24 protein-coding genes and 4 tRNA genes are annotated in these 26,517 nt (G+C 65.4%); 10 read left to right on the top strand and 18 right to left on the bottom strand.

Annotated features, from left to right (window positions below; all coding sequences use genetic code 11):
* Positions 1-68: 68 nt before the first annotated feature.
* The 6 genes from clpP to C4S71_RS01045 all read right to left on the bottom strand — a co-directional run bounded on the left by clpP (position 69) and on the right by C4S71_RS01045 (position 3,051).
* Positions 69-689: an ATP-dependent Clp endopeptidase proteolytic subunit ClpP gene (gene clpP / locus C4S71_RS01070; protein ID WP_086509722.1), complete on the bottom strand. Its 621-nt coding sequence runs from the start codon at positions 687-689 to the stop codon at positions 69-71.
* 91 nt (positions 690-780) lie between these two features.
* Positions 781-2,139 carry a trigger factor gene (tig, locus tag C4S71_RS01065; protein WP_086509721.1) on the bottom strand — a complete coding sequence of 453 codons (1,359 nt, stop codon included), beginning with the start codon at positions 2,137-2,139 and terminating at the stop codon, positions 781-783.
* Positions 2,140-2,538: 399 nt separating this feature from the next.
* A tRNA-His gene (locus C4S71_RS01060) sits at positions 2,539-2,613 on the bottom strand.
* Positions 2,614-2,644: 31 nt separating this feature from the next.
* Positions 2,645-2,719: transfer RNA gene (locus tag C4S71_RS01055), tRNA-His, on the bottom strand.
* Positions 2,720-2,830: 111 nt separating this feature from the next.
* Positions 2,831-2,907, bottom strand: a tRNA-Arg gene (locus C4S71_RS01050).
* A 67-nt stretch (positions 2,908-2,974) separates the two neighbouring features.
* Positions 2,975-3,051 (bottom strand) — tRNA-Pro (locus C4S71_RS01045).
* A 210-nt stretch (positions 3,052-3,261) separates the two neighbouring features.
* Between C4S71_RS01045 and folD the strand changes: the two genes are divergently transcribed.
* Positions 3,262-4,140 carry a bifunctional methylenetetrahydrofolate dehydrogenase/methenyltetrahydrofolate cyclohydrolase FolD gene (folD, locus tag C4S71_RS01040; protein ID WP_160113341.1) on the top strand — a complete coding sequence of 293 codons (879 nt, stop codon included), beginning with the start codon at positions 3,262-3,264 and terminating at the stop codon, positions 4,138-4,140.
* Between the two features lie 120 nt (positions 4,141-4,260).
* Positions 4,261-5,001 (top strand): 5'-methylthioadenosine/S-adenosylhomocysteine nucleosidase, encoded by a 741-nt coding sequence (gene mtnN / locus C4S71_RS01035; RefSeq protein WP_086509719.1) that lies wholly within the window; start codon positions 4,261-4,263, stop codon positions 4,999-5,001.
* An 80-nt stretch (positions 5,002-5,081) separates the two neighbouring features.
* Here the strand turns inward: mtnN and C4S71_RS01030 are convergent, their stop codons facing one another.
* From C4S71_RS01030 to pyrC, 3 genes are all read right to left on the bottom strand, one after another.
* Positions 5,082-6,059 carry a glycosyltransferase family 2 protein gene (locus C4S71_RS01030; RefSeq protein WP_235014122.1) on the bottom strand — a complete coding sequence of 326 codons (978 nt, stop codon included), beginning with the start codon at positions 6,057-6,059 and terminating at the stop codon, positions 5,082-5,084.
* A 5-nt stretch (positions 6,060-6,064) separates the two neighbouring features.
* A complete protein-coding gene (locus C4S71_RS01025; RefSeq protein WP_103967910.1) occupies positions 6,065-6,931 on the bottom strand; it encodes a polysaccharide pyruvyl transferase family protein in 867 nt (288 codons plus the stop codon).
* Positions 6,932-7,156: 225 nt separating this feature from the next.
* Positions 7,157-8,194, bottom strand: coding sequence for a dihydroorotase (gene pyrC, locus C4S71_RS01020; protein ID WP_103967909.1), 1,038 nt, complete (start codon positions 8,192-8,194; stop codon positions 7,157-7,159).
* 172 nt (positions 8,195-8,366) lie between these two features.
* Between pyrC and C4S71_RS01015 the strand changes: the two genes are divergently transcribed.
* On the top strand, positions 8,367-8,795 hold the full coding sequence (locus C4S71_RS01015) for a hypothetical protein (protein ID WP_086509717.1): 429 nt from the start codon (positions 8,367-8,369) through the stop codon (positions 8,793-8,795).
* 21 nt (positions 8,796-8,816) lie between these two features.
* On the opposite strand, the gene C4S71_RS01010 is transcribed toward C4S71_RS01015, so the two are convergent.
* From C4S71_RS01010 to C4S71_RS00990, 5 genes are all read right to left on the bottom strand, one after another.
* On the bottom strand, positions 8,817-10,061 hold the full coding sequence (locus C4S71_RS01010) for an NAD(P)/FAD-dependent oxidoreductase (RefSeq protein WP_103967908.1): 1,245 nt from the start codon (positions 10,059-10,061) through the stop codon (positions 8,817-8,819).
* Positions 10,062-10,214: 153 nt separating this feature from the next.
* Entirely contained in the window at positions 10,215-10,670 is a 456-nt protein-coding gene (locus C4S71_RS01005) for a tellurite resistance TerB family protein (RefSeq protein ID WP_086509715.1), read from the bottom strand.
* 75 nt (positions 10,671-10,745) lie between these two features.
* Complete coding sequence (locus C4S71_RS01000) at positions 10,746-12,041, bottom strand: TRAP transporter large permease (protein WP_086509714.1); 1,296 nt, start codon at positions 12,039-12,041, stop codon at positions 10,746-10,748.
* The gene (locus C4S71_RS00995; protein WP_103967907.1) at positions 12,041-12,583 is read right to left on the bottom strand and encodes a TRAP transporter small permease; all 543 of its coding nucleotides are present in this window, start codon (positions 12,581-12,583) and stop codon (positions 12,041-12,043) included. The genes C4S71_RS01000 and C4S71_RS00995 overlap by 1 nt, the downstream gene beginning before the upstream one ends.
* A 77-nt stretch (positions 12,584-12,660) precedes the next feature.
* Positions 12,661-13,638, bottom strand: a complete 978-nt coding sequence (locus C4S71_RS00990) for a TRAP transporter substrate-binding protein (RefSeq protein ID WP_086509712.1) — start codon at positions 13,636-13,638, stop codon at positions 12,661-12,663.
* Positions 13,639-13,882: 244 nt separating this feature from the next.
* Between C4S71_RS00990 and C4S71_RS00985 the strand changes: the two genes are divergently transcribed.
* Positions 13,883-14,647, top strand: coding sequence for an SDR family NAD(P)-dependent oxidoreductase (locus tag C4S71_RS00985; protein WP_103967906.1), 765 nt, complete (start codon positions 13,883-13,885; stop codon positions 14,645-14,647).
* Position 14,648: 1 nt separating this feature from the next.
* Here the strand turns inward: C4S71_RS00985 and C4S71_RS00980 are convergent, their stop codons facing one another.
* Positions 14,649-15,332: a GntR family transcriptional regulator gene (locus C4S71_RS00980; RefSeq protein WP_086509710.1), complete on the bottom strand. Its 684-nt coding sequence runs from the start codon at positions 15,330-15,332 to the stop codon at positions 14,649-14,651.
* A gap of 173 nt (positions 15,333-15,505) precedes the next feature.
* Here C4S71_RS00980 and C4S71_RS00975 point away from each other — a divergent pair, with 173 nt between their 5' ends.
* From C4S71_RS00975 to C4S71_RS00950, 6 genes are all read left to right on the top strand, one after another.
* A complete protein-coding gene (locus C4S71_RS00975) occupies positions 15,506-17,062 on the top strand; it encodes an ABC transporter substrate-binding protein (RefSeq protein ID WP_103967905.1) in 1,557 nt (518 codons plus the stop codon).
* Positions 17,063-17,276: 214 nt separating this feature from the next.
* A complete protein-coding gene (locus C4S71_RS00970) occupies positions 17,277-18,254 on the top strand; it encodes an ABC transporter permease (RefSeq protein ID WP_010628462.1) in 978 nt (325 codons plus the stop codon).
* Complete coding sequence (locus C4S71_RS00965) at positions 18,251-19,087, top strand: ABC transporter permease (RefSeq protein ID WP_086509708.1); 837 nt, start codon at positions 18,251-18,253, stop codon at positions 19,085-19,087. Before C4S71_RS00970 ends, C4S71_RS00965 begins: the two co-directional genes overlap by 4 nt.
* 9 nt (positions 19,088-19,096) lie before the next feature.
* Entirely contained in the window at positions 19,097-20,719 is a 1,623-nt protein-coding gene (locus C4S71_RS00960; RefSeq protein ID WP_086509707.1) for an ABC transporter ATP-binding protein, read from the top strand.
* A gap of 31 nt (positions 20,720-20,750) precedes the next feature.
* On the top strand, positions 20,751-22,142 hold the full coding sequence (locus tag C4S71_RS00955; RefSeq protein ID WP_103968083.1) for an FAD-binding oxidoreductase: 1,392 nt from the start codon (positions 20,751-20,753) through the stop codon (positions 22,140-22,142).
* Positions 22,143-22,216: 74 nt separating this feature from the next.
* Entirely contained in the window at positions 22,217-23,326 is a 1,110-nt protein-coding gene (locus C4S71_RS00950; RefSeq protein WP_103967904.1) for a pyridoxal phosphate-dependent aminotransferase, read from the top strand.
* Positions 23,327-23,344: 18 nt separating this feature from the next.
* On the opposite strand, the gene C4S71_RS00945 is transcribed toward C4S71_RS00950, so the two are convergent.
* From C4S71_RS00945 to C4S71_RS00935, 3 genes are all read right to left on the bottom strand, one after another.
* Positions 23,345-23,827: a tripartite tricarboxylate transporter TctB family protein gene (locus C4S71_RS00945; protein ID WP_103967903.1), complete on the bottom strand. Its 483-nt coding sequence runs from the start codon at positions 23,825-23,827 to the stop codon at positions 23,345-23,347.
* Complete coding sequence (locus tag C4S71_RS00940; protein ID WP_103967902.1) at positions 23,824-25,341, bottom strand: tripartite tricarboxylate transporter permease; 1,518 nt, start codon at positions 25,339-25,341, stop codon at positions 23,824-23,826. The genes C4S71_RS00945 and C4S71_RS00940 overlap by 4 nt, the downstream gene beginning before the upstream one ends.
* Before the next feature lie 72 nt (positions 25,342-25,413).
* Positions 25,414-26,505 carry a Bug family tripartite tricarboxylate transporter substrate binding protein gene (locus C4S71_RS00935; RefSeq protein WP_103967901.1) on the bottom strand — a complete coding sequence of 364 codons (1,092 nt, stop codon included), beginning with the start codon at positions 26,503-26,505 and terminating at the stop codon, positions 25,414-25,416.
* Positions 26,506-26,517 lie beyond the last annotated feature (12 nt).

Here is a 26,517-nt window from a genome sequence, read left to right as displayed (position 1 = left end):
TCTGTCACTTCGGCGGCCCGACCGGCCGCCGCTAATCACGTATATGAAGCGTGTCTGAATTCACGCTATCAGGATGTGGGCCGCTTATCCAGTACGGCATCTATGAGACCGTACTCCGTTGCCTGAGTGCCGCTCATGAAGTTATCACGATCGGTGTCGCGGGCAATCGTCTCGATATCCTGACCGGTGTGATGCGCCAGGATACGGTTGAGCTTGTCGCGGATGCCCAGGATCTCGCGGGTATGGATCTCGATGTCGGCCGCCTGCCCCTGATAACCGCCCAGCGGCTGGTGGATCATCATGCGCGAGTGGGGAAGCGCATAACGCTTGCCCGCGGCGCCGCCGGCCAACAGCAGCGCGCCCATGCTGGCCGCTTGGCCGATGCAGACCGTGGAGACATCGGGCTTGATGAACTGCATGGTGTCGTAGATCGCCATCCCGGCCGTCACGGCGCCGCCCGGCGAGTTGATGTAGAGATGGATGTCCTTGTCCGGATTCTCGGACTCGAGGAACAGCAGCTGCGCCACGATCAGGTTGGCCATGTGGTCTTCCACCGGCCCCACCAGAAAGATCACCCGCTCCTTCAACAGCCTGGAGTAGATGTCGTAGGCCCGCTCGCCGCGTGCGCTCTGCTCAACCACCATCGGCACCAGGCCGCCGGCGTTCCGGGTCTCGAACTCGTTGCTCATCAGTGTGATGTCCTTGCATCCGATGAATGGAAGCGACTGCACCTGCCGGCCGCGCTCTCGCGGCCGGCAGGTCGAGGGGCGTGACGCCGAATCAGCTCTTGGCCTCTTCCTCGCCTTCCTCATCTGCGCCCTCTGCGGCCTGCTCGCCCTGCTGAGCGGCTGCGAGAGCCTGCTGGTAGCTCATCTCAACGTCCTTGACGGTGGCTTGCTCCAGCAGCTTGTCAACGGCTTTCTCTTCAAGGATAGCCGACTTGACCTGGGTCTTGAGCTGATCGTTGCCCATGTAGTAGTCAACGACCTGCTGCGGCTCCTGGTACTGCTCGGCGAGCTCCTCGACCTTGGCGCGGATCTCGTCGTCGCTGGCGTCGAGCTCGTTGGCCTTGATCACCTCGGCCAGCAGCAGGCCGATCTGAACGCGGCTCTTGGCCTGCTCGGAGAACAGCTCGTTGGGCAGCTGGGAAACGTCGAAGTCCTCGCCCAGGCCGAACTGCTGGGCCGCCTGGCGCTTGAGCGCGTCGGTCTCCTGCTGGACCAGGGACTGCGGCACCGGAATGTCGTTGGCATTCTTCAGCGCGCCGAGCACCTGCTGCTTGACGCGATTGTCGACGGCCTGCTTGGCCTCGCGCGCCATGTTCTTCTTGACCTCTTCACGGAACTTCTCGACGTCGCCATCCTCGACGCCGAAGCGCTTGATGAAGGCTTCGTCGACTTCCGGCAGGGCCTGGCCCTTCACCGCATGCACCTTGACCTTGAAGGTGGCTTCCTGACCGGCCAGATGCTCGGCCTGGTAGTCTTCGGGGAAGGTGACCTTGATCTCCTTCTCCTCACCCGCCTTGGCGCCGACGAGCTGGTCCTCGAAGCCGGGGATGAAGTTGCCGGAGCCCAGCACCAGATCGTGACCTTCGGCGCTGCCGCCTTCGAACGGCTCGTCACCCAGGAAGCCCTTGAAGTCGATCTTGACCTGGTCGCCCTGCTCGGCGGCACGCTCGACCTCTTCCCAGGATGCATTCTGCTTGCGCAGTGTCTCGACCATCTCCTCGAGATCGGCATCGCTGACTTCGACCTGCGGACGCTCGACCTCGGTACCTTCGATCGAGGCCAGCTCGATTTCGGGGTAGACCTCGAGGGAGGCCACGAACTCCAGGTCCTTGCCGGTCTCGTCGACCTTGGGCTCGATGCTCGGGAAGCCCGCCGGGTTGAGGTTCTGCTCGGTGATTGCGCGCACATAGCGCTCACGCATCAGCTCACCCACGACCTCGTCGCGCACGCCACGACCGTAACGCTGGCGCACCACGGACATGGGCACCCGGCCCTTGCGGAAGCCATTGAGGCGAATGTTCTTCGCCGTGTCCTTGAGGCGGGCCTCGACGGCCTCGTCGACCTCGGCGGCCGGCACCTGGAATGTGACACGGCGCTCGATCTGGGAGGTCGTTTCGACGGAAACTTGCATGAATGGTCCTCTACCACTAGGGGCGTTCTTGGGAAGCATGAATGTAAAAGAGAGATTCTAAGAATCCCGCCCTACGCTGGCAAGCATTACACCCATTGGTTGGGGCGCGACGGGCTTTTTACAAGGGCGTTTTACAAGGCGTTTCGTCAGGACACTTCATTACGCGAGGCATTGTAACCCGGCCCCGGCTCGCCATGCCCGTTATGTCTTCGAGAATCAGGTCTTCGGCAATCAGGTCTTCAACGGCCAGACCACCTACGGACAGCGCCCGATCGGCGCCTACTCGCGAACCGGCGAACACACCGAGAGTGCCAACGAGCGGCAATGAAAGGCACGCAACAACGAAAAAAGATGGATAGCGGAAAAGGGAAGGTACAGAAAAGTATAACCGAGGTGCAATGGGGTGGATGATGGGGATCGAACCCACGACCACCGGAGCCACAATCCGGGGCTCTACCACTGAGCTACATCCACCATTGCATAGATGGGGCGCCACAGAGTCGAATGGGGTGGATGATGGGGATCGAACCCACGACCACCGGAGCCACAATCCGGGGCTCTACCACTGAGCTACATCCACCATATCGACACTACCGGCATCGACACCAAGTACTTGATGCCGTACAACCTTGACACCACTCGAACCGGCCTGACACCACTCGAACCGGAGACCTGCCGCGGGCAACAGCATTGGCACGCCCAGCAGGACTCGAACCTGCAACCTACGGCTTAGAAGGCCGTTGCTCTATCCGGTTGAGCTATGGGCGCATTCTACGATCCATGGCGTCTGACCGCAACCCCGATTCGCCATTTCCTCAGCGTAAACAAAAGGTTGTGGTCGGGGTGGAGGGATTCGAACCCCCGACATCCTGCTCCCAAAGCAGGCGCGCTACCAGACTGCGCTACACCCCGCCGGCCTTCGCACGGCCCTCGACAGCCGATAATCAGGCCTCGTCGAGCGCTGCGTATTCTACGCGAGAATCCTTCGCGGTCAATAGCCGTCTGACGCAGCGAGGCTTTTGCGCTTTGCCTGGGCGGCGCAGCATGCGAAAATCGGCCCCCTTCGAGAACCACGGTCGGCATTGGCAGCGCCGCTCACTCATTCACCACAGGGGAGAAACGATGACCGCCCAACTCATCGACGGCAAGGCCATAGCCGCGCAGGTCCGCGAGCAAGTTGCACGCCAGGTCGAGACGCGCCGCACCGAGGGCAAGCGCATACCGGGTCTCGCCGTGGTTCTGGTGGGCGAAGACCCGGCATCCCACGTCTACGTCAGCAACAAGCACCGCGCCTGCGAACAGGCCGGCATCCTCTCCTTTCGGCACGCCCTGCCCAGCGATACCAGCCAGCAGAGCCTCGAGCGGCTGATCGACGAGCTCAACGCCGACCCACGTATCGACGGCATCCTGTTGCAGTTGCCGCTGCCGGCTCACCTCGACGCGCGCCCGATCCTCGAGCGCATTCTGCCGCACAAGGATGTCGATGGGTTCCACCCCTACAACCTGGGGCGTCTGGCGCAGCGTCTGCCGGTACTGCGCCCCTGCACCCCCAAGGGCATCATGACCCTGCTGCAGGCCAGCGGCCTCAAGGTGCGCGGCATGGACGCCACCGTGGTCGGCGCCTCCAACATCGTCGGCCGCCCCATGGCTCTGGAGCTCATGCTGGCCGGCTGCACCACTACCGTGTGTCACCGCTTCACACGCAACCTCGAAGAGCATGTGCGTCGCGCAGAGCTGCTGGTGGTGGCGGTTGGCAAGCCGGGCCTGGTCAAGGGGGAATGGGTACGCGATGGCGCCATCGTCATCGACGTGGGCATCAATCGCGAGGAGGACGGCAGACTGGTCGGCGACGTGGAATTCACCCCGGCAGCCGAGCGTGCCGCCTGGATCACGCCGGTGCCGGGTGGAGTAGGCCCGATGACCGTCGCTTCGCTGCTGGAGAACACCCTCTACGCCGCGGAGCGACACGATGCCATGGAGCAGGAATCCGCCACGCTCTGACAGAGCCTGACAGCCCGAACCTGACAACCTGGCACCGCTTCGCTAGAATACGCCCCTCCTCAGAACATACCTACTCACGACACGGCGGCCCGGCCGCCTTAGCGGAGCAAGCAACTCGAGATGAAACGCATCGGTATCATCGGCGCCATGGCCCAGGAGGTCGACTACCTGGCCTCGCAGTTGGAAGACCGCCGCACCCGCACCCATGTGGGCTGCACCTTCCATCACGGCAAGCTGCACGGCGTCGACGTGGTGATCCTGCAGTCGGGCATCGGCAAGGTCAATGCCGCCATCGGCACCACCCTGCTGCTCGACGTCTACCAGCCAGAAGCGATCATCAACACCGGTTCGGCCGGCGGTTTCGGCGAGGGGCTGGAGATCGGCGACATCGTGGTGTCCAGCGAGGTGCGTCATCACGATGTGGATGCCGTGGCGTTCGGCTACGAGCACGGCCAGGTACCGCAGATGCCCGCCGCCTACCTACCCGATGCCCGCCTGGTCACGCTCGCCCGGGAGTGCGTCGAGGAGCTGGGCGAGGTCAAGGTGGTGGAAGGTCTGATTGCCACCGGCGACGTCTTCATGGCCTGTCCGGAGCTGGTCACCAGAACCCGCTCGCGCTTCCCCACCATGCTGGCGGCCGAGATGGAAGCCGCCGCCATCGCCCAGACCTGCCACCTCTACGGCTGTCCGTTCGTGGTCGTTCGCGCGCTGTCCGACATCCCCGGCGGCGGCGACAACCACCTCTCGTTCGACCAGTTCCTGGAGAAAGCCGCCGCCCACTCGGCACGCATGGTGGAGCTCATGGTCCTGCGCCTGGGCAAGACCGAGCCGCAACCCGACATCGAGCTGGCCGCCGGCTAGGCATCCGGCCTCGGCGAGCCCCCGGGAGCGCGATGGCCGAAGCCATGCCGCTCCATGCGTACGCCCCCCCCGCCGAGGCCTCAGGGGTTACATGCCCTGCCCCGGCCCATCAGCCGCTTGATCGCGCTACGCAGCGTGTCGCTCAGCGCATGAAAGGCGATTTTCACGCACATGCTACGGTTCCTGAATCCCACTACCAACGCCAGCAGCAGCGAGAGGTCATAGGGCACGCGCACCTTGCGACAAGCGCTCATGTACTGGCCGATGTACTGAAGGGCACGCTTGCGAATGTGGCGCCGGCAGCTGTAATGCGCGGGGTCGCGGTACAGGGCCAACAGCGATTCGAGCAGCCGATGCAGGCCTCTCACATGCTTCATGCACTTGGGCATCGTCATGGTGGAGTTGAGGCGGATCCGGCGCCGGAACAGCACGCGGTCGGTCACCACATAACGCTTGGCTGAAAAGATCAGGGGCAAGAAGATCTCTTCATCCTCGTGATAGTCATCCTTGAACTTCAACCTCTCTCCCCACAGCGTGCGCCTGCTAAGGTAGAGACAGGGGCTGCACGAGCCGCCGCCATGCCGTTCGAACGCCGCGAGGAGGTCGGCTGCCCGCGTATACTCGCCGTCGAAGCCGCGGCGGTAGCTGCGGGGCAAATCGAGTCCTTCCACCCCTGCGTCATGAAAGGCAACCCCCGAAAAGAATACGATGTCCGGATAGTCGGTGGATTTGACCAGGGCATGCATACTCTCGATGAAATCGGGCTCCAGCAGGTCGTCGGCATCGAAGAAGTAGACGTAATCGCCCGAGGCCCTGGTGATCGCCAGGTTGCGGGCCCCGCCCTGCCCCAGGTTGACAGTGGCCATCAGCTCCACAGGATAGGGGTGAGGAAAGGCGCGCACTCGCTCCCGGGTGTCATCCTTACTGCCATCGTCAACGATGATGACCTGGTGGGGCGGGAACGTCTGGCTGGCCAGACTCTCCAGCGCGGCCTCGATATAGGGCGCCACGTTGTAGGCTGGGACGATGATGCTGATGGTCGGCTCACGCATGTCCATGATCGTCACTTGAATTCGTCAAAGGGAAAAGTGGCAATCAGCCGCTCAGGTTCACTCAGATACTTCGCCACCCCGCCCTGTGCAGGCAAAACCGCCATACAATCGTCGGCCTCGGTCCGGCTCCTCAGCGACACGACGCCGGTATCTGGAGCGTCCGTCGTACTGTAATAGTCGCGAAACTTGAACTCGCCACCGATCAGGCCATCGGAGAATCGCACCCAGCGATTGGGAATGCGGTAGCTATCGGCGAGGATCAGCCCATGCAAGGACGACGAGATGACTGCATCGCAGTCGGCAAGGGCATCGATGAACGGCTCGGGCTGCTGTCTCACGTCGATCAGCTTGACATCGGGCAGACTCGCCATATAGCGGACCACGGGGTGATCCAGATCGACATAGTGAGGCACCAGCCCGATACGATAGTGTCGATGGCTACGAGCAGGCTGGTAGAACAGCGGCATGAGGAGCGCGGGATCGCCCAGCATCGACCCTGTGACATCCGCACCATTGGCAGCCAGCAGTTGCTGGGTGAGACGGCCCCTCACCGCCAGGAAACGGGCATGCTCGAGAGCCTCTCGACCCGGCAGCCTCCGCGGGTCGATGACTCCGCTACCCCACACCAGACTTCGACTTCCCGCCAGGTGAAGGATGCTTCCCACACCCAGCAGATGCATGACCGCGTTGGAGCGAACGCGATAGGTCTCTTTGCCGGTGAGCCGACGTACCAGATAAGGAGTGATCGCATCCCCGACGTTCAGCTGTCTGTCGAAATAGACGACAGGGACCCTCTCCCTGGCGAAGGTCAGCAGTAACGCAAACTCGAGCAGACTCCGAATTCCCTTGCGAAGCTGCTTGGGGGTGGATGGTGTCATCCTGCATCGTTTCTCGGCGCATATCTACCCACGGGCACCCTGCGGCTAAGCCTCAGGTACTCAGACGGAACGTAAGAAGCAATGAGAGAGCACCCCTTGTGCTCAATTCACACCATAGACTAGCCGTCACACCTTCGCCGCAGGAATCTCATCGAACGTTCGATACCCCTCATCGAATGCAAGACGGCCGCCCCGAAGGCGGCCGTAGCGTTTCCGTTAGAGCGGTCAGTCGCGCATCTTCCACGCCAGCGTTTCGCCGGCCTTGAGGGGCACGATGCGCTGGCCGTTGGCATAGGGCAGCGAATCGGGCAGCGCCCACTCCTCCCGTACCAGGGTGATGGTATCGGCGTTGCGCGGCAGGCCGTAGAAGGCCGGCCCGAAGTGGCTGGCGAAGCCCTCCAGCCGGTCCAGCGCACCGGCCTGCTCGAAGGCCGTGGCGTAGAGCTCGATGGCCGCCGGTGCGGTATAGGCACCGGCACAGCCGCAGGCCGACTCCTTGTCGCCCTGAGCGTGGGGCGCGCTGTCGGTGCCGAGGAAGAACTTGCCGCTGCCCGAGGTGGCCGCCGCCAGCAGCGCCTCGCGATGGCGCTCGCGCTTGAGGATCGGCAGGCAGTAGTAGTGCGGTCGTATGCCGCCCACGAGCATGTGGTTGCGGTTGAACAGCAGGTGGTGAGCGGTGATGGTCGCGCCCACGTTGGCCGTTGCCTGGGCGACGAACTCGGCGGCATCGGCAGTCGTGATGTGTTCGAACACCACCTTGAGATCGGGATGGCGCTCGAGCAGCGGCTTCATCACCCGCTCGATGAACACCGCCTCACGGTCGAAGATGTCGATTTCAGCATCGGTGACTTCGCCATGCACCAGCAGCGGCAGTCCCAGGCGCGCCATGGCGCCGATGGCGGCGTCGCAGTGCGCCAGATCGGTGACGCCCGAGTCGGAGTTGGTGGTGGCGCCCGCCGGATAGAGCTTCACTGCATGCACCAGCCCGCTTGCCACGGCCCGCTCGATCTCCTCCGCCGGGGTATTGTCGGTGAGGTAGAGCGTCATCAGCGGCTCGAAGGTGGAACCGGCGGGACGGGCCGCCAGGATTCGCTCGCGATAGCCTTGCGCCTGCTCGGTGGTGGTGACCGGCGGCTTGAGATTGGGCATGATGATCGCCCGTCCCATCTGGCGCGCAGTGGCGGGCACCACGGCCGCAAGCGCCTCGCCGTCGCGCAGGTGGAGATGCCAGTCATCGGGTCGGGTCAGGGTAATAGCGGTCACGGGGCGTCCTGTCGTTCAACATGAGTGTCGACGCCAGAGTATACCGGAAGGCCGGGGCGAAATGCCTGGCTTCCGGCCATGTGGCGGGCATCGAAAGATTGTCGCGGCGGCAGCAACGAACGCCGTTTTGCCGTATCATCGACGCCGTTTTTCGCCGTGAGAGTCGCTGCCAATGCCTCGGGTTCGCCACTACGCCGATATCGTCGCCATTCTGGCCGGTCTGATGTGGATCGTGTTCTTCTGGTCGATCAGCATCTCGGCGCGGATCGGGAGTGTCGAACCGACGCTTGCCGCCCTGCTCGCCCTCGGCGCCATGATTCTGGTCAGCTCCGTGCATCGGCCGTTTCGCATCCACCTGAGCCGCTACCACGTGCGCAAGCGCCGCACCGAGATGTGGATGCACATCCTAGCCTTGCCCATGGCCCTGGCGCTGTTCTTCGGCGTCTTCATCGAGAACATGCTCGCGCCCATGAGCGGCGAACAGAAGATGCTGCTGTTCAACGTGCTCGCCACCGCCGGCTGGGTGGTCTATGTCATGACCCTGGTGATCAAGTTCGTGCACCATCTGTTCCGTCGTCGCCGCAATCGGGCCAAGCCGTAGGCGCTCGGCCCAAGACCAAGCTCAAAACCGGTCGGCGCGAAAGGGCTCCATATCCACCGCCGTCGGCTCCCCTTCCATCATCTCGCTCAGCACGCGCCCCGTGGCCGGCCCCATGGTGAAGCCCTGGTGCCCGTGGCCGAAGGCGAACCACAGCCCCGCATGCTGCGGCGCCGGCCCTATCACCGGCTTCATGTCCGGCAGGCAGGGGCGCGCACCCTTCCAAGGCTGCTCCTCCAGGCGCTGCCCCAGGCCAGGAAAGAGCTCGCGCGCTCGACGCTCGGCTGCCGCCAACTGATCGTGGGCGGGCGGCGCATCCAGCGGAGCCAGCTCCGCCCCGGTGGTCAGACGAATGCCGGCCCGCATGGGCGCCAGGATGTAGCCGATGTCGGCATCGGCCAGCCAATGGTTGATGCGCTGCTCCTCCGCCGCACCGTAGTGCATGTGGTAGCCGCGCTTGACGAAGGTCGGCAGGTGATAGCCAAGATCCCTCAGCCAGGCGCCCGCCCAGGGCCCCAGGGCCACCACCAGATCGCCGGCCTCGAGACCGCCCCGATCGGTGTCGACGTGCCAGCCGGCGCCCGCCTGGCTCACGCTGCCGACTTCCGCCTGCAGGATCTCTCCCCCCAGCTGCTGGAAGCTGCGGGCGTAGGCAGCCACCAGTCCGCCCGGGTCGGCCACGCTCCAGGAGTTGGTCCAGTGAACCGCCCCGGCCAGCCCATCGCCGAGAGCAGGCTCCTTGTGCGCCAGGCCCCGGCCGTCGAGCACGTCGTAGGTCACGCCGAAACGCCGGGCGGAATCCTCCGCCTCGAGGGCCCGACGGTCGAGTTCCGCCTGGCTGCGATGCACCTCGAGCCAACCCTCCTTGCCGATCAGCTCTCCTGCCCCGGCGGCTTCGATCATCGGCGCATGCTCCTGGGTCGACAGCGCGATCAGCGAGGCATACTCGGGAACGATGCGAGCGTAGCGGCGGGGAGCCGAATGGCGCCAGTAGCCCAGCAGCGGCCCGGCGAACTGCAGCACCCCGCGCCACTGATAGCGAATGTCGACCCGCCGGTTGGGCAGCGAATCGAGCAGCTTGCCCAGCTCGCGGGGGAAGGTGTAGGGGCGTACCGCTTCGCGCTGGATCAGGCCGCCGTTGCCATAGGAGGTCTCGCGACCGGGCGGAAGGCGATCCACCAGCAGCACCGAACGCCCGCGACGGGCCAGGTGCCAGGCGATGGAAACGCCGACCATGCCGGCTCCCAGGACGACGGTTTGACGAGACATGCCACTCCTCCACGATGCGCTGACGCCACCGGCCCCCTGCCGGAACGAGCGCACCAGTCTACCAGCACGGTTCGACGCACGGCGGGCCGATTCCTCCCTTGCCGGCCTGGATCAAACCCACTTGCCGGCCTGGATCAAGAAAATCGTGCGTCGCTATTGCGCTTTGCCTTGCACCTGCAGCTTGGTGCGGATGAAATCGGAGTGGCTGACGTGAAGCAGTTCGGCCAGACGCCGGATCCGATGCTCCTCCAGCGCGTTGTGATTGGCATCGGCGTTGGCCAGCACCCACATCATGCGCACCAGCTCGCGACGCTGGGCATAGTCGTAGTGCTGCTTGATCAGGCTGACGAACTGGTAGTGGTCCACGGAGTTCTCCACTTCGTCGCGGGCCATCTCCATCAGCTCCTCGACCGCCGCACCGGGAAGCTGGAAATGCGAAATGAGCAGCTCGCGCAATGCCGCCAGCTGGGTCTCGTCGGTATGGTAGTCGGCGCGCATCACCTCGCACAGCAGCGCGGCGGTGGCACGCTCCAGGGTCGGTGCGGGGTCGTCCGAGCGCTCGGGCTCGGCCAGGGTCTGCTGGAAGAATCGCTGAATGGTGTCGAGCATGGCGGATCCCCTGCGATGGTATCGCTTCAGACCGGCGGCAGCCCCGGGCGTTCCGTCCGGGACTGCCGCCCCCACTCAATAGCCCATCGCGCGGGGCAGCCAGGTGGTCAGGATAGGCATCGCGATCAGAATGAGTATCGTCAGCAGGATCGGGATCAAGAACGGCAGGATCGAGATGACGATCTGCGCATAGCGCAGCCGGGTGATGCCCACCATCAGGAACAGCACCGTGCCGAATGGCGGCGTGATGACCCCCACCGACAGAGTAATGACCATGACGATGCCGAAGTGAATCGGATCGAGCCCTGCGGCCAGGGCCGCCGGGACCACGATCGGCGTGAAGATCAGGATGCTCTCGATCACCGACATGAAGCAGCCGATCAGCAGGAAGAACAGCGCGAAGGCCAGCAGCAGCAGGATCGTCGGCATGTCGATGGCGGCGACCTGACCGGCCAGCGCCTGCGGAATGCCGATGCGCACCAGGATCCAGCCGTAGAAGCTGGACACGGCGATGATCAGCAGGATCGCGGCGCTGAACATCAGCGTGCGGCGGAAGGCGTGGAACAGATCGCGCAAGGTGAGATCGCGGTAGACCAGCCCGCCGAGGATAAGCGCATAGATCGAGGCCACCGCTCCCGCCTCGGTGGGAGTGAACAGCCCGGTCCAGATCCCGCCCACGATGATGGCCGGCATGAACAACGGCAGCACGGCCCGCCGACCGGTGCGCACTACCTCCTTGGCGTCGAACGGCACCGGCGGCGGCATGGCCACACGCTTGCCCGCCCCCAGCACCACGGTCATGCCCATGAACAGAATCGCCATGAGGATGCCGGGCACCAGCCCCGCCATGAACAGGGCACCGATACTGACGTTGGCCAGCCAGCCGTAGACCACCAGTGCAATGCTCGGCGGCAGGATCGGTCCGATGACGCTCGAAGCCGCAGTGATGCCCGCCGAGTAGCCGAGGTCGTAGCCGCGCTCCTTCATGGCCTTGATCTCGATGCTGCCGAGACCGGCGGCGTCGGCCACCGCGGTGCCTGACATGGTGGCGAAGATCGAGCTGGCCACCACGTTGGCGTGCCCCAGGCCGCCCTTGGTGAAGCCCACCAGCGCCGTGGCGAAATCGAAGATTCGCGTGGTGGTCGAACCCGTGTTCATGATGTTGGCGGCCAGGATGAAGAGCGGAATGGCCAGCAGGGTGAAATTGTTGAGTGTCTGCACCATACGCAGCGACATCAGCTCCACCGGCAGGCCACCGGTGCCGGTCACCGCCAGGGCGATGAAGGACGTGATGCCGATGGCCACCACCACCGGCAGCCCGACGGCCATGAGCAGCAGCAGACCGCCGACGAAAACCAGTAACTCCTGCATCAGTGGGCCTCCTGCTCGGCCTGCAACTCGTTCTGCCAGGCCACCGGGCCTCGCAGCGTCTGCCACAGCGCCAGCACGGCCATGCCGGCGAAGGCGATGAATATGCCGTAATAGAGGTAGCTGAAGCTGATTCCCAGCGACACGGTGCGATTGTTGGCACTGGCTACCGACATCGTCAGCGCCCCGTACGCTGCCAGCGCGAAGAACCCGCACGAGAGCAGCGCCACCAGGCGATACTGCAGCGCGCGCGCCAGATTGCCGAGGCGATGGCTGAACAGATCCACCACCAGATGCTCGAAGCGCACCCAGGCCGACAGCGAGCCGAAGGCCACCGCATAGATGGCCAGTATCGAGGCCACTTCCTCGGTCCAGGGCATGCCCAGACCGATGAGATCCCGGGCGATGACGGCCGATACGATCAGCAGCAGTACGCCGGCCAGCAGCAGCACGCCGACGAAATCGCAGATCAGCGTGATGCCTCTGAGCAGGTGAAAGGCAACCCTATCCAGGGCTCCCCGTGGCGGCGTCGATGAAAACGTCAAAGCAGCAATCCTCCAGACGGAAAGCATCAGCGGCGCCCCGCAGGCCGCCGCTGACGGTCACTTGGCGTGCTTGGCAATCAGTCGTTGCCGTTCCCCATGGCATCCTCCAGCACGCCATCGGCCATGTCGGACATGACACGCTCGATGGACGGCATGGCCGCTTCGCGGAAGGCCTCGATATCCGGTTCGATGATGGTCATGCCGGCCTTTTCCAGCTCTTCGAGGTAATACTCGTCCAGCTCCCGCTCCACCTCGGTGCCGTGCTGGCGGGCGACATGGATGGCCTCGGTGATGAGCGCCTGGTCCTCCTCATCGAGACCGTTCCACCAGCGCGAGCTGGCCACCCAGTTCCACGGGAACTGCACGTGGCTGGTGAGGATGATGTGGTCCTGCACTTCCCACAGACGACGGGTATAGGGTGACGAGAGCGAATTCTCGTGACCGTCCACCTGGCGGGTCTGCAGGGCCAGGTAGATCTCCGGCGCCGGCACGTTGACCACCTGCGCGCCGATTCCTTCCCACACCTCCAGCCACACCGGCAGCGACGGCAGGCGCAGACGGAACCCCTGCAGGTCTTCGGGGGTGTGAATCGCCTTGTTGGCGGTCATGTGACGCGGGCCGCGGTGCTGGGTGCCGAAGTACTTGAGGCCGCCCTTCTCTTCGGCGATCTCCACCAGGCGCTGGCCGGAGGGGCTCTCCATGTAGGCGTCGACTTCGTCCCAGGTGGAGAAGAGGAACGGCACGGTGATGGCGTCGTACTCGGGCGCATACTGCTGGCGCCAGTTGCCACCGGTGATGGAGATCTGGGTCTGCCCCAGGTTGAGCAGCTCGAGGACCCCGTCCTCACTGCCCAGCGAGCCGGCAAGGAAAGGCCGCACGTTGAAGCGACCCGGCGCCTGCTCTTCGAGGTATTCGGCGAAGCGCTCCACGGCGGCGCTCTCGGAGCCGCCCTCGCTCATGGTGTTGTTGACCTGGATTTCGATGGTGCTGGCGAGTGCGAACGGGGCGCTCAGCATGCCGAGCGTGGCCAGCGTGGCAAGCAAGGACTTGCGCATGAGGGTGCTCTCCTGATCGTTATCGTTATGTTGGTTATCGCGTGACGATGTCCTGATCTTGAAACATGCTTTCGCTGCGCTCAAATCGGCTTTGATGAAGGGAGGCTTCGCGTATCGCGATGCCTCTGGAACGCCCGCCCAGCGGCATTTTCTGGCTGCATCACGGATAAAGTGCTACCAATGGCTAATATCATGCAGCGCCAGGCAACATCTCAATGGAAGTATCGCCATCGGAGCATTCACCATGCACGAAACCACGCCCATCGCTTTCATCACCGGTGCCACCTCGGGCATCGGCCGGGCCTGCGCCGAGGCCTTCGCCAATGCCGGCTGGGGGCTCGTCCTCACCGGCCGCCGGCAGGAGCGCCTCGACGCCCTGCAGCAGCGTCTCGGCCAGGTACCGGTCCATACCGCCGCGCTGGACGTCACCGACCGCGATGCCGTTCGGCATGTCGTCGACTCGCTTCCACCGCCCTTCGACCGCCCCAGGGTACTGCTCAACAACGCCGGTGTGGCACTGGGCAAGGGGCCGTCCCAGGAGGCCGACCTCGACGACTGGCACGCCATGATCGAGACCAACATCAAGGGCCTGGTCACGGTCACCCGGCTGCTGTTGCCGCGGCTGGTGGCCCACGGCGAGGGAGCGACCGTCATCAACATCGGCTCCATCGCCGCTCACACCCCCTACCCCGGCGGCCACGTCTATGGCGCCTCCAAGGCCTTCGTCGAGCAGTTCAGCTACAACCTGCGCTGCGACGTCAGTGCCGCCGGCGTGCGCGTCACCGACCTGGCGCCCGGCATGACCATGAGCGAGTTCACCGAGGTGCGCATGAAGGGAGACCGCGACGCCGCCCAGCGCTACTACGCCGGCACCCAAGCGCTGCTACCGGCAGACGTGGCCGCCCAGGCGCTGCACATCGCGGAACTGCCGCCCCACGTGAACATCACCCGGCTCGAGGTCACGCCGCTGTGCCAGCAGTGGTCGCCGTTCACCATTCTGCGCGAGTGACTCAGGACGACTCGCCGATGCCCTGCACCACGTAATCCCGCGCCACGCCGATGTGGTAGTCGATGGCCTCGCGGCAGCGCTGCGGGTCGCCGCTGGCCAGCGCATCGAGCAATTGCCAGTGACAGGTGGCGATGGTGTCGGGTTCGGCATGGGTCTTGCCGATCAAGGCGATGCAGAGACGCAGCTCGTGGGTGATGTCGTCGAACACCTTGAGCAGCCGTCGATTGCCCGAGAAGTCGATCAGCATGCGATGGAAGACCAGGTCCTCCTCGATCTTACGGCTATCGCTGTCATGTAGCGCCACCTCGCACATCAGCTCGACCTGACGCCGCAGCGCCTGCTCCTTCTGCGCATCGTAGTTATCGACCAGACGCGCCATCGCATGCCGCTCGAGGCACAGGCGCAGATCGAAGACATCGATGAGTTCGCTGGCGTCCAGCGCTCGCACGAAGAACCCACGGCGAGGCTGGGAGACCAGCAAACCGCGGCTCTCCAGCAGCCGCGCCGCTTCACGTACGGGGGCTCGGCTCACCCCCAGGTCACGCGCCAATTGAACTTCCGAAAGTCGCTCACCGGGCGCATAACGCTGACTGATGATGGCCTGGGTCAGGTAGTCGGCGACCTGCTCCACCAGATTGCGCTGCTGGATGATCGCACCGCTACCGAAAGCACTCGAAGGGGTCATGCACCTGGCTCTTGTTACTGTAATGGCTACAGTATGACCAATTGGCGATTCTTGTCGACCGTCGATTGACGACTGTCGACAGTTCTGGGAGCCACTGCTAAGGTCACTAAGGCATGAATACGGCACGATGAACCAAGACAACAAACGCCGAGACAACAAGAAGGAATCCGATGATGAAAATGACGCCTTTGGCAGCAGCCATTGCCGCCCTGGCCTTTACCTCTTCTTTTGCCGTTGCCGATGAGCCCCGCTCCGGGGACACCATCAACACCATCATCCAGCCCGAGCCGCCCGGCCTGGTGCTGGGCATGATCCAGAACGACCCTACCCGCAAGGTCGCCGGCAACATCTACGAGGGGCTGCTGCGCTACACCACCGACCTGGAGCCGATACCGCAGCTGGCCGAATCCTGGGAAGTGAGCGACGACGGCCTGGTCTATACCTTCCACCTGCGCGAGGGTGTGCTGTGGCATGACGGCGAACCCTTCACCGCCGCCGACGTGGTGTTCTCCGCCGATGAATTCCACCGCGAGCTGAACCCCAGCGCCCGCGCCGTGCTGCAGCACGTGGAAAGCATCGAGGCAGAGGACGATCACACCGTGGTCTTCACTCTCTCCGAGCCCTTCGGCCCCTTCCTGCTCTCCTTCGAGGCCGGCACCTTCACCATGGTGCCCAAGCACCTTTACGAGGGTACCGACTTCCGCGACAACGAGCACAACAGCCATCCCATCGGTACCGGCCCGTTCAAGTTCCACAACTGGGACCGCGGCACCGTCATCGAGCTGGTGCGCTTCGACGACTACTACGAGGAAGACCTGCCCTACCTGGACGGCATCAACTGGCACGTCATCCCGGATGGCGCCTCCCGCGCCGTGGCCTACGAGAACGGCACCGTCGACGTGCTGCCCAACGGCACCGTGGAGAACTTCGACATCCCGCGCCTGACCGCCATGGACAACACCTGCGTGACGGAGGAGGGCCACGAGTACTTCAGCCCCTTCGCCATGCTGTGGATGAACAACCGCGAAGGCCCGACGGCGGACAAGCGCTTCCGCCAGGCGGTGATGTACGCCATGGACCGCGAGTTCGCCCGCGACGTGCTGTGGAACGGCCTCGGCGAGGTGCCGCTCTCCTCCTTCGGCTCCAACGCGCGCTTCCGCCACGACGGGCTCGACCCCTACGACCACAACCCGGATCGCGCCCGCGAGCTGCTCGAGGAGATGGGCTACGACAACGAGGAGGTGCGCCTGCTGCCGCTGCCCTACGGCGAGACCTGGACCCGCTGGGCCGAGGCCGTGCAGCAGAACCTGCGCGAGGTGGGCATCAACGTGCGCACCCAGTCCACCGACGTGGGCGGCTGGAACCAGCGCCTCTCCGAGTGGGACTACGACCTCGCCTTCACATTCCTCTTCCAGTACGGCGACCCGGCCCTGGGCATCACCCGCTCCTACCTCTCCGACAACATCGAGCGCGGCTCCCCGTGGAACAACGTCGGTGGCTACGAGAACGAGCGGGTCGACGAGCTGTTCAACGAGGCCGCCACGGCATTCCCCGACGAGGAGCGTGAAGCTCTCTATCACGAGGCCCAGGAGATCATTCACGAGGACGTGCCGGTGGGCTGGCTGCTGGAGCTCGGCTTCCCGACCATCTACCGCTGCGACGTCCAGGATCTGGTGACCTCCGGCGTGGGGGTCAACGACGGCTTCAGGGACGCCTGGCTCGACCGCTGAGTCGAATCTCGTCTTGAGGGGGCGGCACGGCCGCCCCCGTTTAAGAGGAGCAAATTGCCGAGCGAGATGAAGCGCAAGGCGCACGGAGCGCAACAACCGGAGCCTATGCGGTACTAGGTGAGGATTGTGACGGTCCGACGCTTCGGTACCGCGCATCGCAGCGATTCGCTCGCGCAGGCATTTGCATACCTTCAAGCACCCAGAGGCTTGCTGCATGCTCTACGCCCGACTGATCGTGATGCGGCTGCTCAAGGCCGTCGTCGTCCTGTTCCTGATCGTCATCTTCAATTTCTTCCTGATCCAGATGGCGCCGGGCGACCCCGCCGCCATCCTGGCCGGCGAGGCCGGCGCCACCGACGAGGAGTTCCTGCGTCAGCTGCGCGAACGCTTCGGTCTCGACCAGCCGATCTACGTCCAGCTGTGGCGCTACGTCTCGGGAATCGCCATGCTCGATTTCGGCTGGTCGTATCGCCAGGGCATGCCGGTGCTCGACCTGATCCTCGCCCGCCTGCCGGCCACCCTGCTGCTCACCGGTACCGCCTTCGTGCTGTCGCTGGCGCTGGGCATCGTCGCCGGCTCCATGGCCGCCGCCCGGGTCAAGAAGCCCTCCGGCTCCATCATCATGGCCCTGGCCCTGCTGTTCTATGCCACGCCGCTGTTCTGGGTGGCGCTGATGGCAGTGGTGCTGTTCTCGGTCTTCCTCGGCTGGCTGCCGGCCTACGGCATGTACACGGTGGGCGCGGGGCACACCGGCTTCGCCCTGGTGCTCGACGTGGCCAAGCACCTGATCCTGCCCGCCACCACCCTGGCGCTGTTCTTCATGGCCATCTACACCCGCATGACCCGCGCCTCGATGCTCGAGGCGAGCCAGCAGGACTACGTCAAGACCGCCCGCGCCAAGGGCCTCGCGCCGGGCGTGATCCAGCGGCGCCACATCCTGCGCAACGCCCTGCTGCCGATCATCACCCTGGCCGGCCTGCAGGCGGGACAGATGGTGGGCGGTGCCATCCTCACCGAGACGGTGTTCGCCTGGCCCGGCATCGGCCGGCTGATGTTCGAAGCGCTGCAGCAGCGCGACTACAACCTGCTGCTGGGCATCTTCTTCTTCTCCGCCGCGCTGGTCATCGTCTTCAACATCATCACCGATCTGGTCTATCGCCTGGCGGACCCGCGCATCAAGGAGGCCTCATGAGCTTCTTCGCCCGCTTTGCCCAGAACCGCGGCGCTCTGGTCGGCCTGTTCATCCTGCTGGCCATCATTGCGATGGCGATGCTGGCCCCCTTCCTCTATCCCGAGTCGCCCTGGCGCATGGTGCAGCGCCCCTTCCTCGCGCCCATGGAGGTGGATGGCTTCTGGCTCGGCACCGACACCATGGGCCGCGACGTGGCCGCCGGGCTGATGCACGGCGCCTGGGTCTCGCTGCTGATCGGCCTGGTCTCGACCTCGGTGGCGCTGCTCATCGGCGTGCCGCTGGGCGCCGTTGCCGGCTACTACGGCGGCTTGATCGACGACGCCCTGATGCGCTTCACCGAGTTCTTCCAGACCATCCCCAACTTCGCCCTGGCCATCGTGCTGGTGGCGATCATGCAGCCCAGCGTGACATCGATCGTGCTGGCCATCGCCATCGTCAGTTGGCCGCCGGTGGCACGCCTGGTGCGGGCCGAGTTCATGTCGCTGCGTCACCGCGAATACGTGGAGGCCGCGCGTCTCGTGGGCCAGACCAACCGCACCATCATCCTGCGTCAGATCCTGCCCAATACCCTGTCGCCGATCATCGTGCTGGCCTCGCTGATGGTGGCCACCGCCATCCTGCTGGAGTCGGCGCTCTCGTTCCTGGGGCTGGGCGATCCCAACGTGATGTCCTGGGGCTACATGATCGGCGCCGCGCGTACGGTGATCCGCCAGGCCTGGTGGCTCAGCTTCTTTCCCGGAGTGGCTATCCTGCTCACGGTGCTGGCGCTCAACCTGGTCGGCGAAGGGCTGGATGACGCCTTGAACCCCAAGCTCGCCCGCGAACGCTCCTAGGAGAACGACATGAACGACAACGCTCCGGTACTGAGCATTCGCGGCCTGACCCTGGCACTGCCCAAGGGCGCCGACCGCGACTACGCGGTGGAGGAGGTCAGCTACGACGTGGCCCGCGGCGAGATCATGTGCGTGGTCGGCGAGTCCGGCTCCGGCAAGTCGATGGCGGCCAATGCGGTGATGGGTTTGCTGCCCAAGGGCGTGCGCCCCACTGCCGGTGAGGTGCTGTTCGACGGCCAGAACCTGCTCGCCCTCAACGAGAAGCAGCACCGCAAGCTGCGTGGGCTGCGCATCGGCATGATCTTTCAGGAACCGATGACCGCGCTCAACCCGCTGATGCGGGTCGGCGCCCAGATCGCCGAAGTGTTCGAGGCGCACGGTAAATACAGCAGCCGCGAGCGGCAGGAGAAGGCCCTGGCGCTGCTGGAGGAGGTCGGCATCCCCGAGCCGGACAAGGCGATCCGCGCCTACCCGTTCCAGCTCTCCGGCGGGCAGCGCCAGCGGGTGATGATCGCCATGGCACTGGCGCTGGAGCCGGAGCTGCTGATCGCCGACGAGCCCACGACGGCGCTCGACGTGACTACCCAGGCGCAGATCCTGGAGCTGATTCGCGACCTGCAGCAGCGCCGCGGCATGGCGGTGATGTTCATCACCCACGACTTCGGCGTGGTGGCCGAGGTGGCCACCCGGGTCTGCGTGATGCGCTACGGCCGGGTCGTCGAGCTCGGCACGGCCCGGGAGGTGCTCGAAAACCCCCGCCACGAGTATACTCGCGCCCTGCTCGAGGCGATTCCCAGCAACATCATTCCGGAAGCCGTCGCCCAGCAGCGGCCCGCGCCGCTGCTGGAGGTGCGCAACCTCAACAAGGTGTTCCGCTCGCGCGGCGGCCTGTTCAAGCCGGCCCGCGAGGTGCGCGCCCTGGACGACGTCTCCTTCACCCTGGCACCGGGCGAGACAGTGGGCATCGTCGGCGAGTCCGGTTCAGGCAAGTCGACGCTCGGGCGCTGCGTGGTGCGGCTGGAACGGCCCGATAGCGGCTCGCTGAGCCTCAGCGGAACCGATTTCTCGGCCCTCAAGGGAGACGAACTGCGCCGCGAGCGGCGGCGGGTACAGATGATCTTCCAGGATCCCTACGCCTCGCTCAATCCGCGCCACCGGGTCGGCTACGCCATCGCCCAGGGCCCCATGGCCAACGGCGTGCCGCGTCGGCAGGCGATGCAGCAGGCCGAGGAGCTGCTGGAGCTGGTCGGTCTCGGCGCCGTGGCGGTGGACCGCTACCCCCATGAGTTCTCCGGTGGCCAGCGCCAGCGCATCGGCATCGCCCGCGCCCTGGCACTGAACCCGGAGCTGATCGTGGCCGACGAGGCGGTCTCGGCCCTCGACGTGTCGATCCAGGCCCAGGTGCTCGAACTGCTGGAGGAGTTGAAGCAGAAGCTGTCGCTCTCGTTGCTGTTCATCACCCATGACCTGCGGGTGGCCGCACAGATCTGCGACTCCATCATCGTCATGCAGCACGGTCGCATCGTCGAGCAGGGTACCGCCCAGGAGGTGTTCCTCAGGCCACGGGAGGCCTATACCAAGCAACTGCTGGACGCCATACCCGGGCGTGCCCACGAAGCTGCCATGGCCTGACGCCCCGCAACGATAAAGAAGGATGAAGCAGATGCAATCGCTGTTGGAGAGAATCGTCGCCATCGTTGGCGAGGGCAACGTGCTGACCGGCGATGACGTCGCCCAGCGCCGGGTCGACTGGATGAGCGGGGCGAGCTGTCGCGCCGGCGCCATCGTCAGGCCGGCCGACACCGACGAGCTGGCCCGGGTGATGCGCCTGTGCCACGCCGTCGCTCAACCGGTGGTGACCCACGGCGGCCTCACCGGCCTGGTGCATGGCGGCGAGGCGAGCCCGGACGAGCTGGCCATCTCGCTGGAGCGCATGACCGCCATCGAGGCGATCGACCCCATCGGCGGCAGCATGACGGTTCAGGCCGGTATCGCACTTCAAACCGTGCAGGAAGCCGCCGCCGAGCACGACCTGCAGTTCGCCCTCGACCTTGGCGCGCGGGGCTCCTGCACCATCGGCGGCAACATCGCCACCAATGCCGGCGGCGTACGGGTCATTCGCTACGGCATGATGCGTCAGCAGGTGCTGGGGCTCGAAGCGGTGCTGGCCGACGGCAGCGTGGTCAGCTCGATGAACCGCATGCTGAAGAACAACGCCGGCTACGACCTCAAGCAGCTGTTCATCGGCAGCGAGGGCACCTTGGGCATCGTCACCCGCGCCGTGCTCCGGCTGCAGCCGAGAATGACCAGCGAGCGTACCGCGCTGGTGGCCTGCCCCGACTTCGACGGCGTGACCGGCCTGCTCAGGCACCTGGGGCGCACGCTGGGTGGCAGCCTGGGCACCTTCGAGGTGATGTGGCGCAACCACTACGCGCTGCTCACCGAGGAGAGCGGCCGCAACACGCCACCCCTGCCGGCACGCTGGCCTTTCTATGCCATCGTCGAGTCGCTGGGCAGCGACGACGCAGCCAACGTCGCGCAGTTCAGCGCGGCACTGGAGTCGGCCCTCGAGGCCGGCCTGATCGAGGACGCCGTGCTCGCCCAATCCGACGCCCAGCGCCAGGGCATCTGGGATATCCGCGAGGACATCGAAGGACTGATCGACAACCTCTCCCCGCTCTTCACCTTCGACGTCAGCCTGCCCATTCCCGACATGGCCGACTACGCCGATGCGCTCGAGCGCAGGATACGCGAACGCTGGCCCGAAGGGCGCATGGTGATATTCGGCCATCTCGGCGACGGCAACCTGCACGTGTCGGTCGGGGTCGGCAGCGGCGATCCCCAGACCCGCCGCGACGTGGAACAGATCGTCTATGGCCCGCTGGCCGAACTGGGCGGCTCGATCTCCGCCGAGCACGGCATCGGTCTGGAGAAGCGCGACTACCTGCCGCTCTCCCGCACCCCCGGGGAGATTGCCCTGATGCGCACGCTGAAGCAGGCGCTGGACCCGAAAGGATTGCTCAATCGCCACAAGATCCTGGCAGCGGAAGAATGAGACGAACGGGCCGTCGGCTTGAGCCGGCGGCACGCTTCTGCAACGATCTTCATCTCTTGTTCCTGGAGTGCAGCATGCCCCGCTTCCCCGATCACCTCAAAGGCTCCGGCCCCAGCAACCCCTTTCCCGGCATCAAGGTGCTGGAACGGCGCATCGGCCGCGAGATCCCCCACCGCCTGGGCTCCAACGAGGGCCTCGACATGCCCCATCGGGCGCTGCGCGAACGCTTCGGCGATGCCATGACGGAGCATGTCTACTGCTACGGCGACGCGGAAGCGCTGGGCGTGCGCCAGCGGCTCGCCTCGCTCTACGGGCTGCCGCTGGAACACACCCTGGTGGATGCCGGCGCCGACAGTCTGATCGCCCTGGCCCTGCGCACCGTGGCGGAACCCGGTTGCACGGTGGTCAGCGCCAGCGGCACCTACCCCACCTTCGGCTATTTCGCCCGCGGACAGAACTGTCATCTGGTGGAGCGGCCCTATCGCGAGGCGCCCGGCCTGCTCACCCCCGACCTCGAGGCGCTGCTGGCTGCGGCCCATGAGCACCGGGCCCGACTGGTCTACGTCGCCAACCCGGACAACCCCAGCGGGCATCTGCACGGCGACGACGAGATCCGCCGCCTGCGTGCCGAACTGCCCGAGGATTGCTGGCTGCTGCTCGACGAGGCCTACCACGACTTCCGCGACGATGCCGACTCGCCGTTCAGCCGCGAAGCACTGCCCGGCGTGATCCGTCTGCGCACGCTGTCCAAGGCCCACGGGCTGGCCGGGATGCGCATCGGCTACGCCATCGCCGAGCCGGAAACCCTGGCGATGATGATGAAGGTGCGGATCCACTACGCGGTATCCAGCCTCACCCAGGTCATCGCCGAGACCGTGCTCGATCACCATACCGAAGTGGAGGCGCACATCCGCGCGGTGAAGGCGCGCCGCGAACGTCTCGCCCGCCATTTTCGCGAACTGGGCGCCGAGGTGCTGCCGAGCGCCACCAACTTCATCGCCCTGCGCTTCTCGAGTGCGGAACTGGCCGGAAGGCTGAACCAGGAGCTGCTCGAGACCGGCCGCCTGATCGCCCGCCCCGCGCACCCGGACCTCGGCCACGTGCTGCGTATCACCGCCGTGGAGGACGCCCTGGTACCGGGTCGCTTCGACATTCTGGAGCGGGCGCTGACATCGGGTGCATGAGCGCCCTTCCCGTGGCCTTCAAAAGCCCAGCAAAGGGGTGGGCCAGCGCAGCTGCAGCACCTGCCCCAGGCCCCACAGCAGGATGACGATACCGGTGGCAAGCCCCAGGCTCGGCAGCCAGGGGCTGCGGAACTGCAGTGTCAGGAAGGCCAGCACGAACAGCCCAGCGGCCGGCAGCGCACCGACGAGGAAGAACAACCCGACGAAGCCGAGCATCCAAGCGAAGAACAGCAGCCCCTTGGCGAAGAAGAGCGGGCTGTCGTCCTCGTCGCCCAGGTCGGTGTAATCGCTGGCCTCCCGCGCCCCCCGCCGCAACCACTGTCGCCCCAGCTCCAGCAGCGCCAGCAGGATGCCCAGCGCGGCCACCACGGTGGGAAACAACCTCGCTCCCAGCGAGAACGACTGACTGATCGTCAGCACGGCCACCAGTCCCGCCAGTACCAGAAGCACGAATGGCGTCTGTAGATGGCGGGTAAAGATACCGATCAAGCGTGCTCTCATGGGCGGCTCTCCTTGTCGCTCTCGGCCATCTGCATCGCCTCGGCCCGCTGGCTGGTGTTGCGCTTGAGCCTGACGCTGGCCACTATCAGCGCCACCGCCAGCGCGCCGATCGTCAGCACGCCGGGGCGCATCAGCCATTCCCAGTCGTAGAGGTTGTAGGACATCCACAGATAGCGCTCGGCCAGGCCGCTGAGAATGAAGCCGATCAGCAGCGGCGGACGTGGCATGCCGCTGCGCTTCATCAGCCAGCCCAGCAGCCCGAAACCGAGCAGGAAGGCCAGGTCGGCCCAGTGTCGGGTCTCCTGCCAGGCGCCGACGATCACGATGACGATGATCACCGGGGCGATGTAATGGAACGGCACGAAGGTGAGCCGTGCGATGGGCCGCGACAGCAACAGGCAGATGAAGGTACCGAAGACGTTGGCCAGCGCCAGCGACCAGATGATGACGAACACCAGGTCGAGATCGCGGGTCAGCATCTGCGGGCCGGGCTGGACGCCGAAGATCATCAGCGCCCCCAGCAGCATGGCCATGGCCGAGGAGCCGGGCACGCCGAACAGCAGGGTCGGCATCAGCACGCCGCCTTCCTTGGCGTTGTTGGCACTCTCGGGAGCGATCACGCCGCGCACGTCGCCCATGCCGAAACGGCTGCGATCCTTGCTGGTCTGAGCCACGATGCCGTAGTTGACCCAATCGATGATCGACGAACCCATGCCGGGAATGGCACCGATCACCACGCCGATCACGCTATGACGAATCACCAGCCACTTGTGCCTGAGCGTGTCGCGCACCCCATCCATCCAGCCGTGGCCGAGGCCGCGAGCCCGCTCGGCGATGGCGCCGCCACGCGCCAGCAGATCGACGATCTCCGGCAGCGCGAACAGCCCCAGCGCCACGATGACCAGCGACAGCCCGTCGTAGAGGTAGAGAAAGTCCCCCGCGAAGCGATACTCGGCCGCCACCGGCGCGCCGCCGACGGTGCCGATGGCCAGCCCCGCGACCGCCGCCAGCATGCCCTTGAGCGGGCGATTGCCCGACAGCACCCCGATGATGGAGAGCCCCAGCAGGGTCAGCATGAACAGCTCGGGTGAGCCGAAGGCGAGAATCAGCGGGCGCGCGAAGGGCACCACCGCGGAGAGCGCCAGGGCCCCGATCAGGCCGCCGATCAGCGACGCCGTGAAGGCTGCCCCCAGCGCCCTGGCCGCCTCGCCTCGGCGGGCCATCGGATAGCCATCCATGATGGTGGCCTGAGAGCCGGAAGAGCCGGGAATGCCCATCAGCACCGAGGGAAAGGTGTCGGCACTGGGCACGGCCGCCGCAATACCGATCAGCAGGGCCACCCCGGCGTAGGCATCCATGCCGAACAGGAACGGCAGCACCAGCGCCATCCCCATCAAACCACCCAGGCCGGGCAGAATTCCCACGGCGATACCGATCGCCACCCCGGAAAAGAGCATCAACAGACGAAAGGGATCTAGCAGAATCCAGAACGCATTGACGAACGCATCCAGCATGAGCACCTCATGTCAAAGCCGTGCACGCGACGGCCGCCCGCAGCTCCGGGCGGCTCGTCGCGTGCAGGCGTCTCAGTTGAACTCGGTGCCGAAGCGCTCGTTCAGCATGTCGCGCAGGTAGTCGAGAACCTCCGGTGAGGCGGCGTCCATCGAAGCCTTGATCTGCCCCAGGTCGTCACCCCACATGATCTCGTAGCCCTCGAGGATGCTGGCACTGGCCTCCTGGAACTCCGGGTCGTTGACCATGGCCTCGACCCCCTCCCGCAGGGCCGCCATCGCCTCGTCGGGGATATCGCCATGCACCCAGACGGTACCGCGGGTGTTCTGTACCAGCGGCACGGTGACCTTGAAGGCCTCCCAGATGGTGCCGGAAGGCATCTCGCCGTGGATCTGCTCGTAGAGCTCGGGCGCGGTAATCATGTCCGGCACGGCAGGGTCGCGCTGCGGATTGCCCTCACCATCGATGAAGCCGATGGCGTAGAGCGGCATGGCCACCCCCTCATCCACCAGCGGCTGTACGCTGTTGAGATAGGCCGGCGTGCTCTGGGTATTGATCATCAACTCGCCGCGTTCGAAGGCGATGCGCGTATCGCCGCGGCCGCCGTAGCCGGGTACCGCGCGGTAGTTCAGCTCGAACATCTCCAGCGCCACCAGCGACTCGAGCAGGCCCACGGGATCGGTGATGCCCTTGGTCAACCGGCCTTGCGCCTCGAGCAGGTCGGCCGGGTCGTCGATGCCCGCCTGGGTGGAGATCGCCGTCACGTGCCCCATGGGCGCGGCCACCACCGGCTCCAGCGCGTCGAGATCGAGCCTGAGCCCCTGCAGGCCGAGGAAGGCGCGCAGGTTCAGGTGGCCCGAAGCGGTCATCAGCGTGAGGCCGTCATGGTCGACCCGCTCGGCGAATTCGTTGCTGCCCAGCAGGCCACCGGCACCGGTGACGTTCTCGGCCACGATGGTGGGGCTGCCGGGGATGTGGCGGCCCAGGTGCTGGCTGATCAGCCGGCCGAAGGTATCCGTGCCGCCGCCCGGCGAGAAGGGAATGATCATGCGAATGGTCTGACCGGCGTAGTAGTCGTCGGCGTGGGCGGCAGGAAGCATGACGCTGGCGCCAAGGACCAGGCCGGTCGCGATGGCGGCGATCTTGTTATAGGTTGTGCGGGGCATGGCTAGCTCCAA

The sequence above is a fragment of the Billgrantia desiderata genome, from assembly GCF_900108215.1.
Taxonomy (GTDB): Bacteria; Pseudomonadota; Gammaproteobacteria; order Pseudomonadales; family Halomonadaceae; genus Halomonas; species Halomonas desiderata.
The sequence above is the reverse complement of the archived record's forward strand: the minus strand, read 5'-3'. Positions and strand labels throughout refer to the sequence as shown.

Coding starts and splice junctions, on each gene's coding strand:
- clpP (WP_086509722.1), bottom strand. CDS start 689: ATGAGCAACGAGTTCGAGACCCGGAACGCCGGCGGCCTGGTGCCGATG.
- tig (WP_086509721.1), bottom strand. CDS start 2,139: ATGCAAGTTTCCGTCGAAACGACCTCCCAGATCGAGCGCCGTGTCACA.
- folD (WP_160113341.1), top strand. CDS start 3,262: ATGACCGCCCAACTCATCGACGGCAAGGCCATAGCCGCGCAGGTCCGC.
- mtnN (WP_086509719.1), top strand. CDS start 4,261: ATGAAACGCATCGGTATCATCGGCGCCATGGCCCAGGAGGTCGACTAC.
- C4S71_RS01030 (WP_235014122.1), bottom strand. CDS start 6,059: ATGGACATGCGTGAGCCGACCATCAGCATCATCGTCCCAGCCTACAAC.
- C4S71_RS01025 (WP_103967910.1), bottom strand. CDS start 6,931: ATGACACCATCCACCCCCAAGCAGCTTCGCAAGGGAATTCGGAGTCTG.
- C4S71_RS01015 (WP_086509717.1), top strand. CDS start 8,367: ATGCCTCGGGTTCGCCACTACGCCGATATCGTCGCCATTCTGGCCGGT.
- C4S71_RS01010 (WP_103967908.1), bottom strand. CDS start 10,061: ATGTCTCGTCAAACCGTCGTCCTGGGAGCCGGCATGGTCGGCGTTTCC.
- C4S71_RS01005 (WP_086509715.1), bottom strand. CDS start 10,670: ATGCTCGACACCATTCAGCGATTCTTCCAGCAGACCCTGGCCGAGCCC.
- C4S71_RS01000 (WP_086509714.1), bottom strand. CDS start 12,041: ATGCAGGAGTTACTGGTTTTCGTCGGCGGTCTGCTGCTGCTCATGGCC.
- C4S71_RS00990 (WP_086509712.1), bottom strand. CDS start 13,638: ATGCGCAAGTCCTTGCTTGCCACGCTGGCCACGCTCGGCATGCTGAGC.
- C4S71_RS00985 (WP_103967906.1), top strand. CDS start 13,883: ATGCACGAAACCACGCCCATCGCTTTCATCACCGGTGCCACCTCGGGC.
- C4S71_RS00980 (WP_086509710.1), bottom strand. CDS start 15,332: ATGACCCCTTCGAGTGCTTTCGGTAGCGGTGCGATCATCCAGCAGCGC.
- C4S71_RS00975 (WP_103967905.1), top strand. CDS start 15,506: ATGAAAATGACGCCTTTGGCAGCAGCCATTGCCGCCCTGGCCTTTACC.
- C4S71_RS00970 (WP_010628462.1), top strand. CDS start 17,277: ATGCTCTACGCCCGACTGATCGTGATGCGGCTGCTCAAGGCCGTCGTC.
- C4S71_RS00965 (WP_086509708.1), top strand. CDS start 18,251: ATGAGCTTCTTCGCCCGCTTTGCCCAGAACCGCGGCGCTCTGGTCGGC.
- C4S71_RS00960 (WP_086509707.1), top strand. CDS start 19,097: ATGAACGACAACGCTCCGGTACTGAGCATTCGCGGCCTGACCCTGGCA.
- C4S71_RS00955 (WP_103968083.1), top strand. CDS start 20,751: ATGCAATCGCTGTTGGAGAGAATCGTCGCCATCGTTGGCGAGGGCAAC.
- C4S71_RS00950 (WP_103967904.1), top strand. CDS start 22,217: ATGCCCCGCTTCCCCGATCACCTCAAAGGCTCCGGCCCCAGCAACCCC.
- C4S71_RS00945 (WP_103967903.1), bottom strand. CDS start 23,827: ATGAGAGCACGCTTGATCGGTATCTTTACCCGCCATCTACAGACGCCA.
- C4S71_RS00940 (WP_103967902.1), bottom strand. CDS start 25,341: ATGCTGGATGCGTTCGTCAATGCGTTCTGGATTCTGCTAGATCCCTTT.
- C4S71_RS00935 (WP_103967901.1), bottom strand. CDS start 26,505: ATGCCCCGCACAACCTATAACAAGATCGCCGCCATCGCGACCGGCCTG.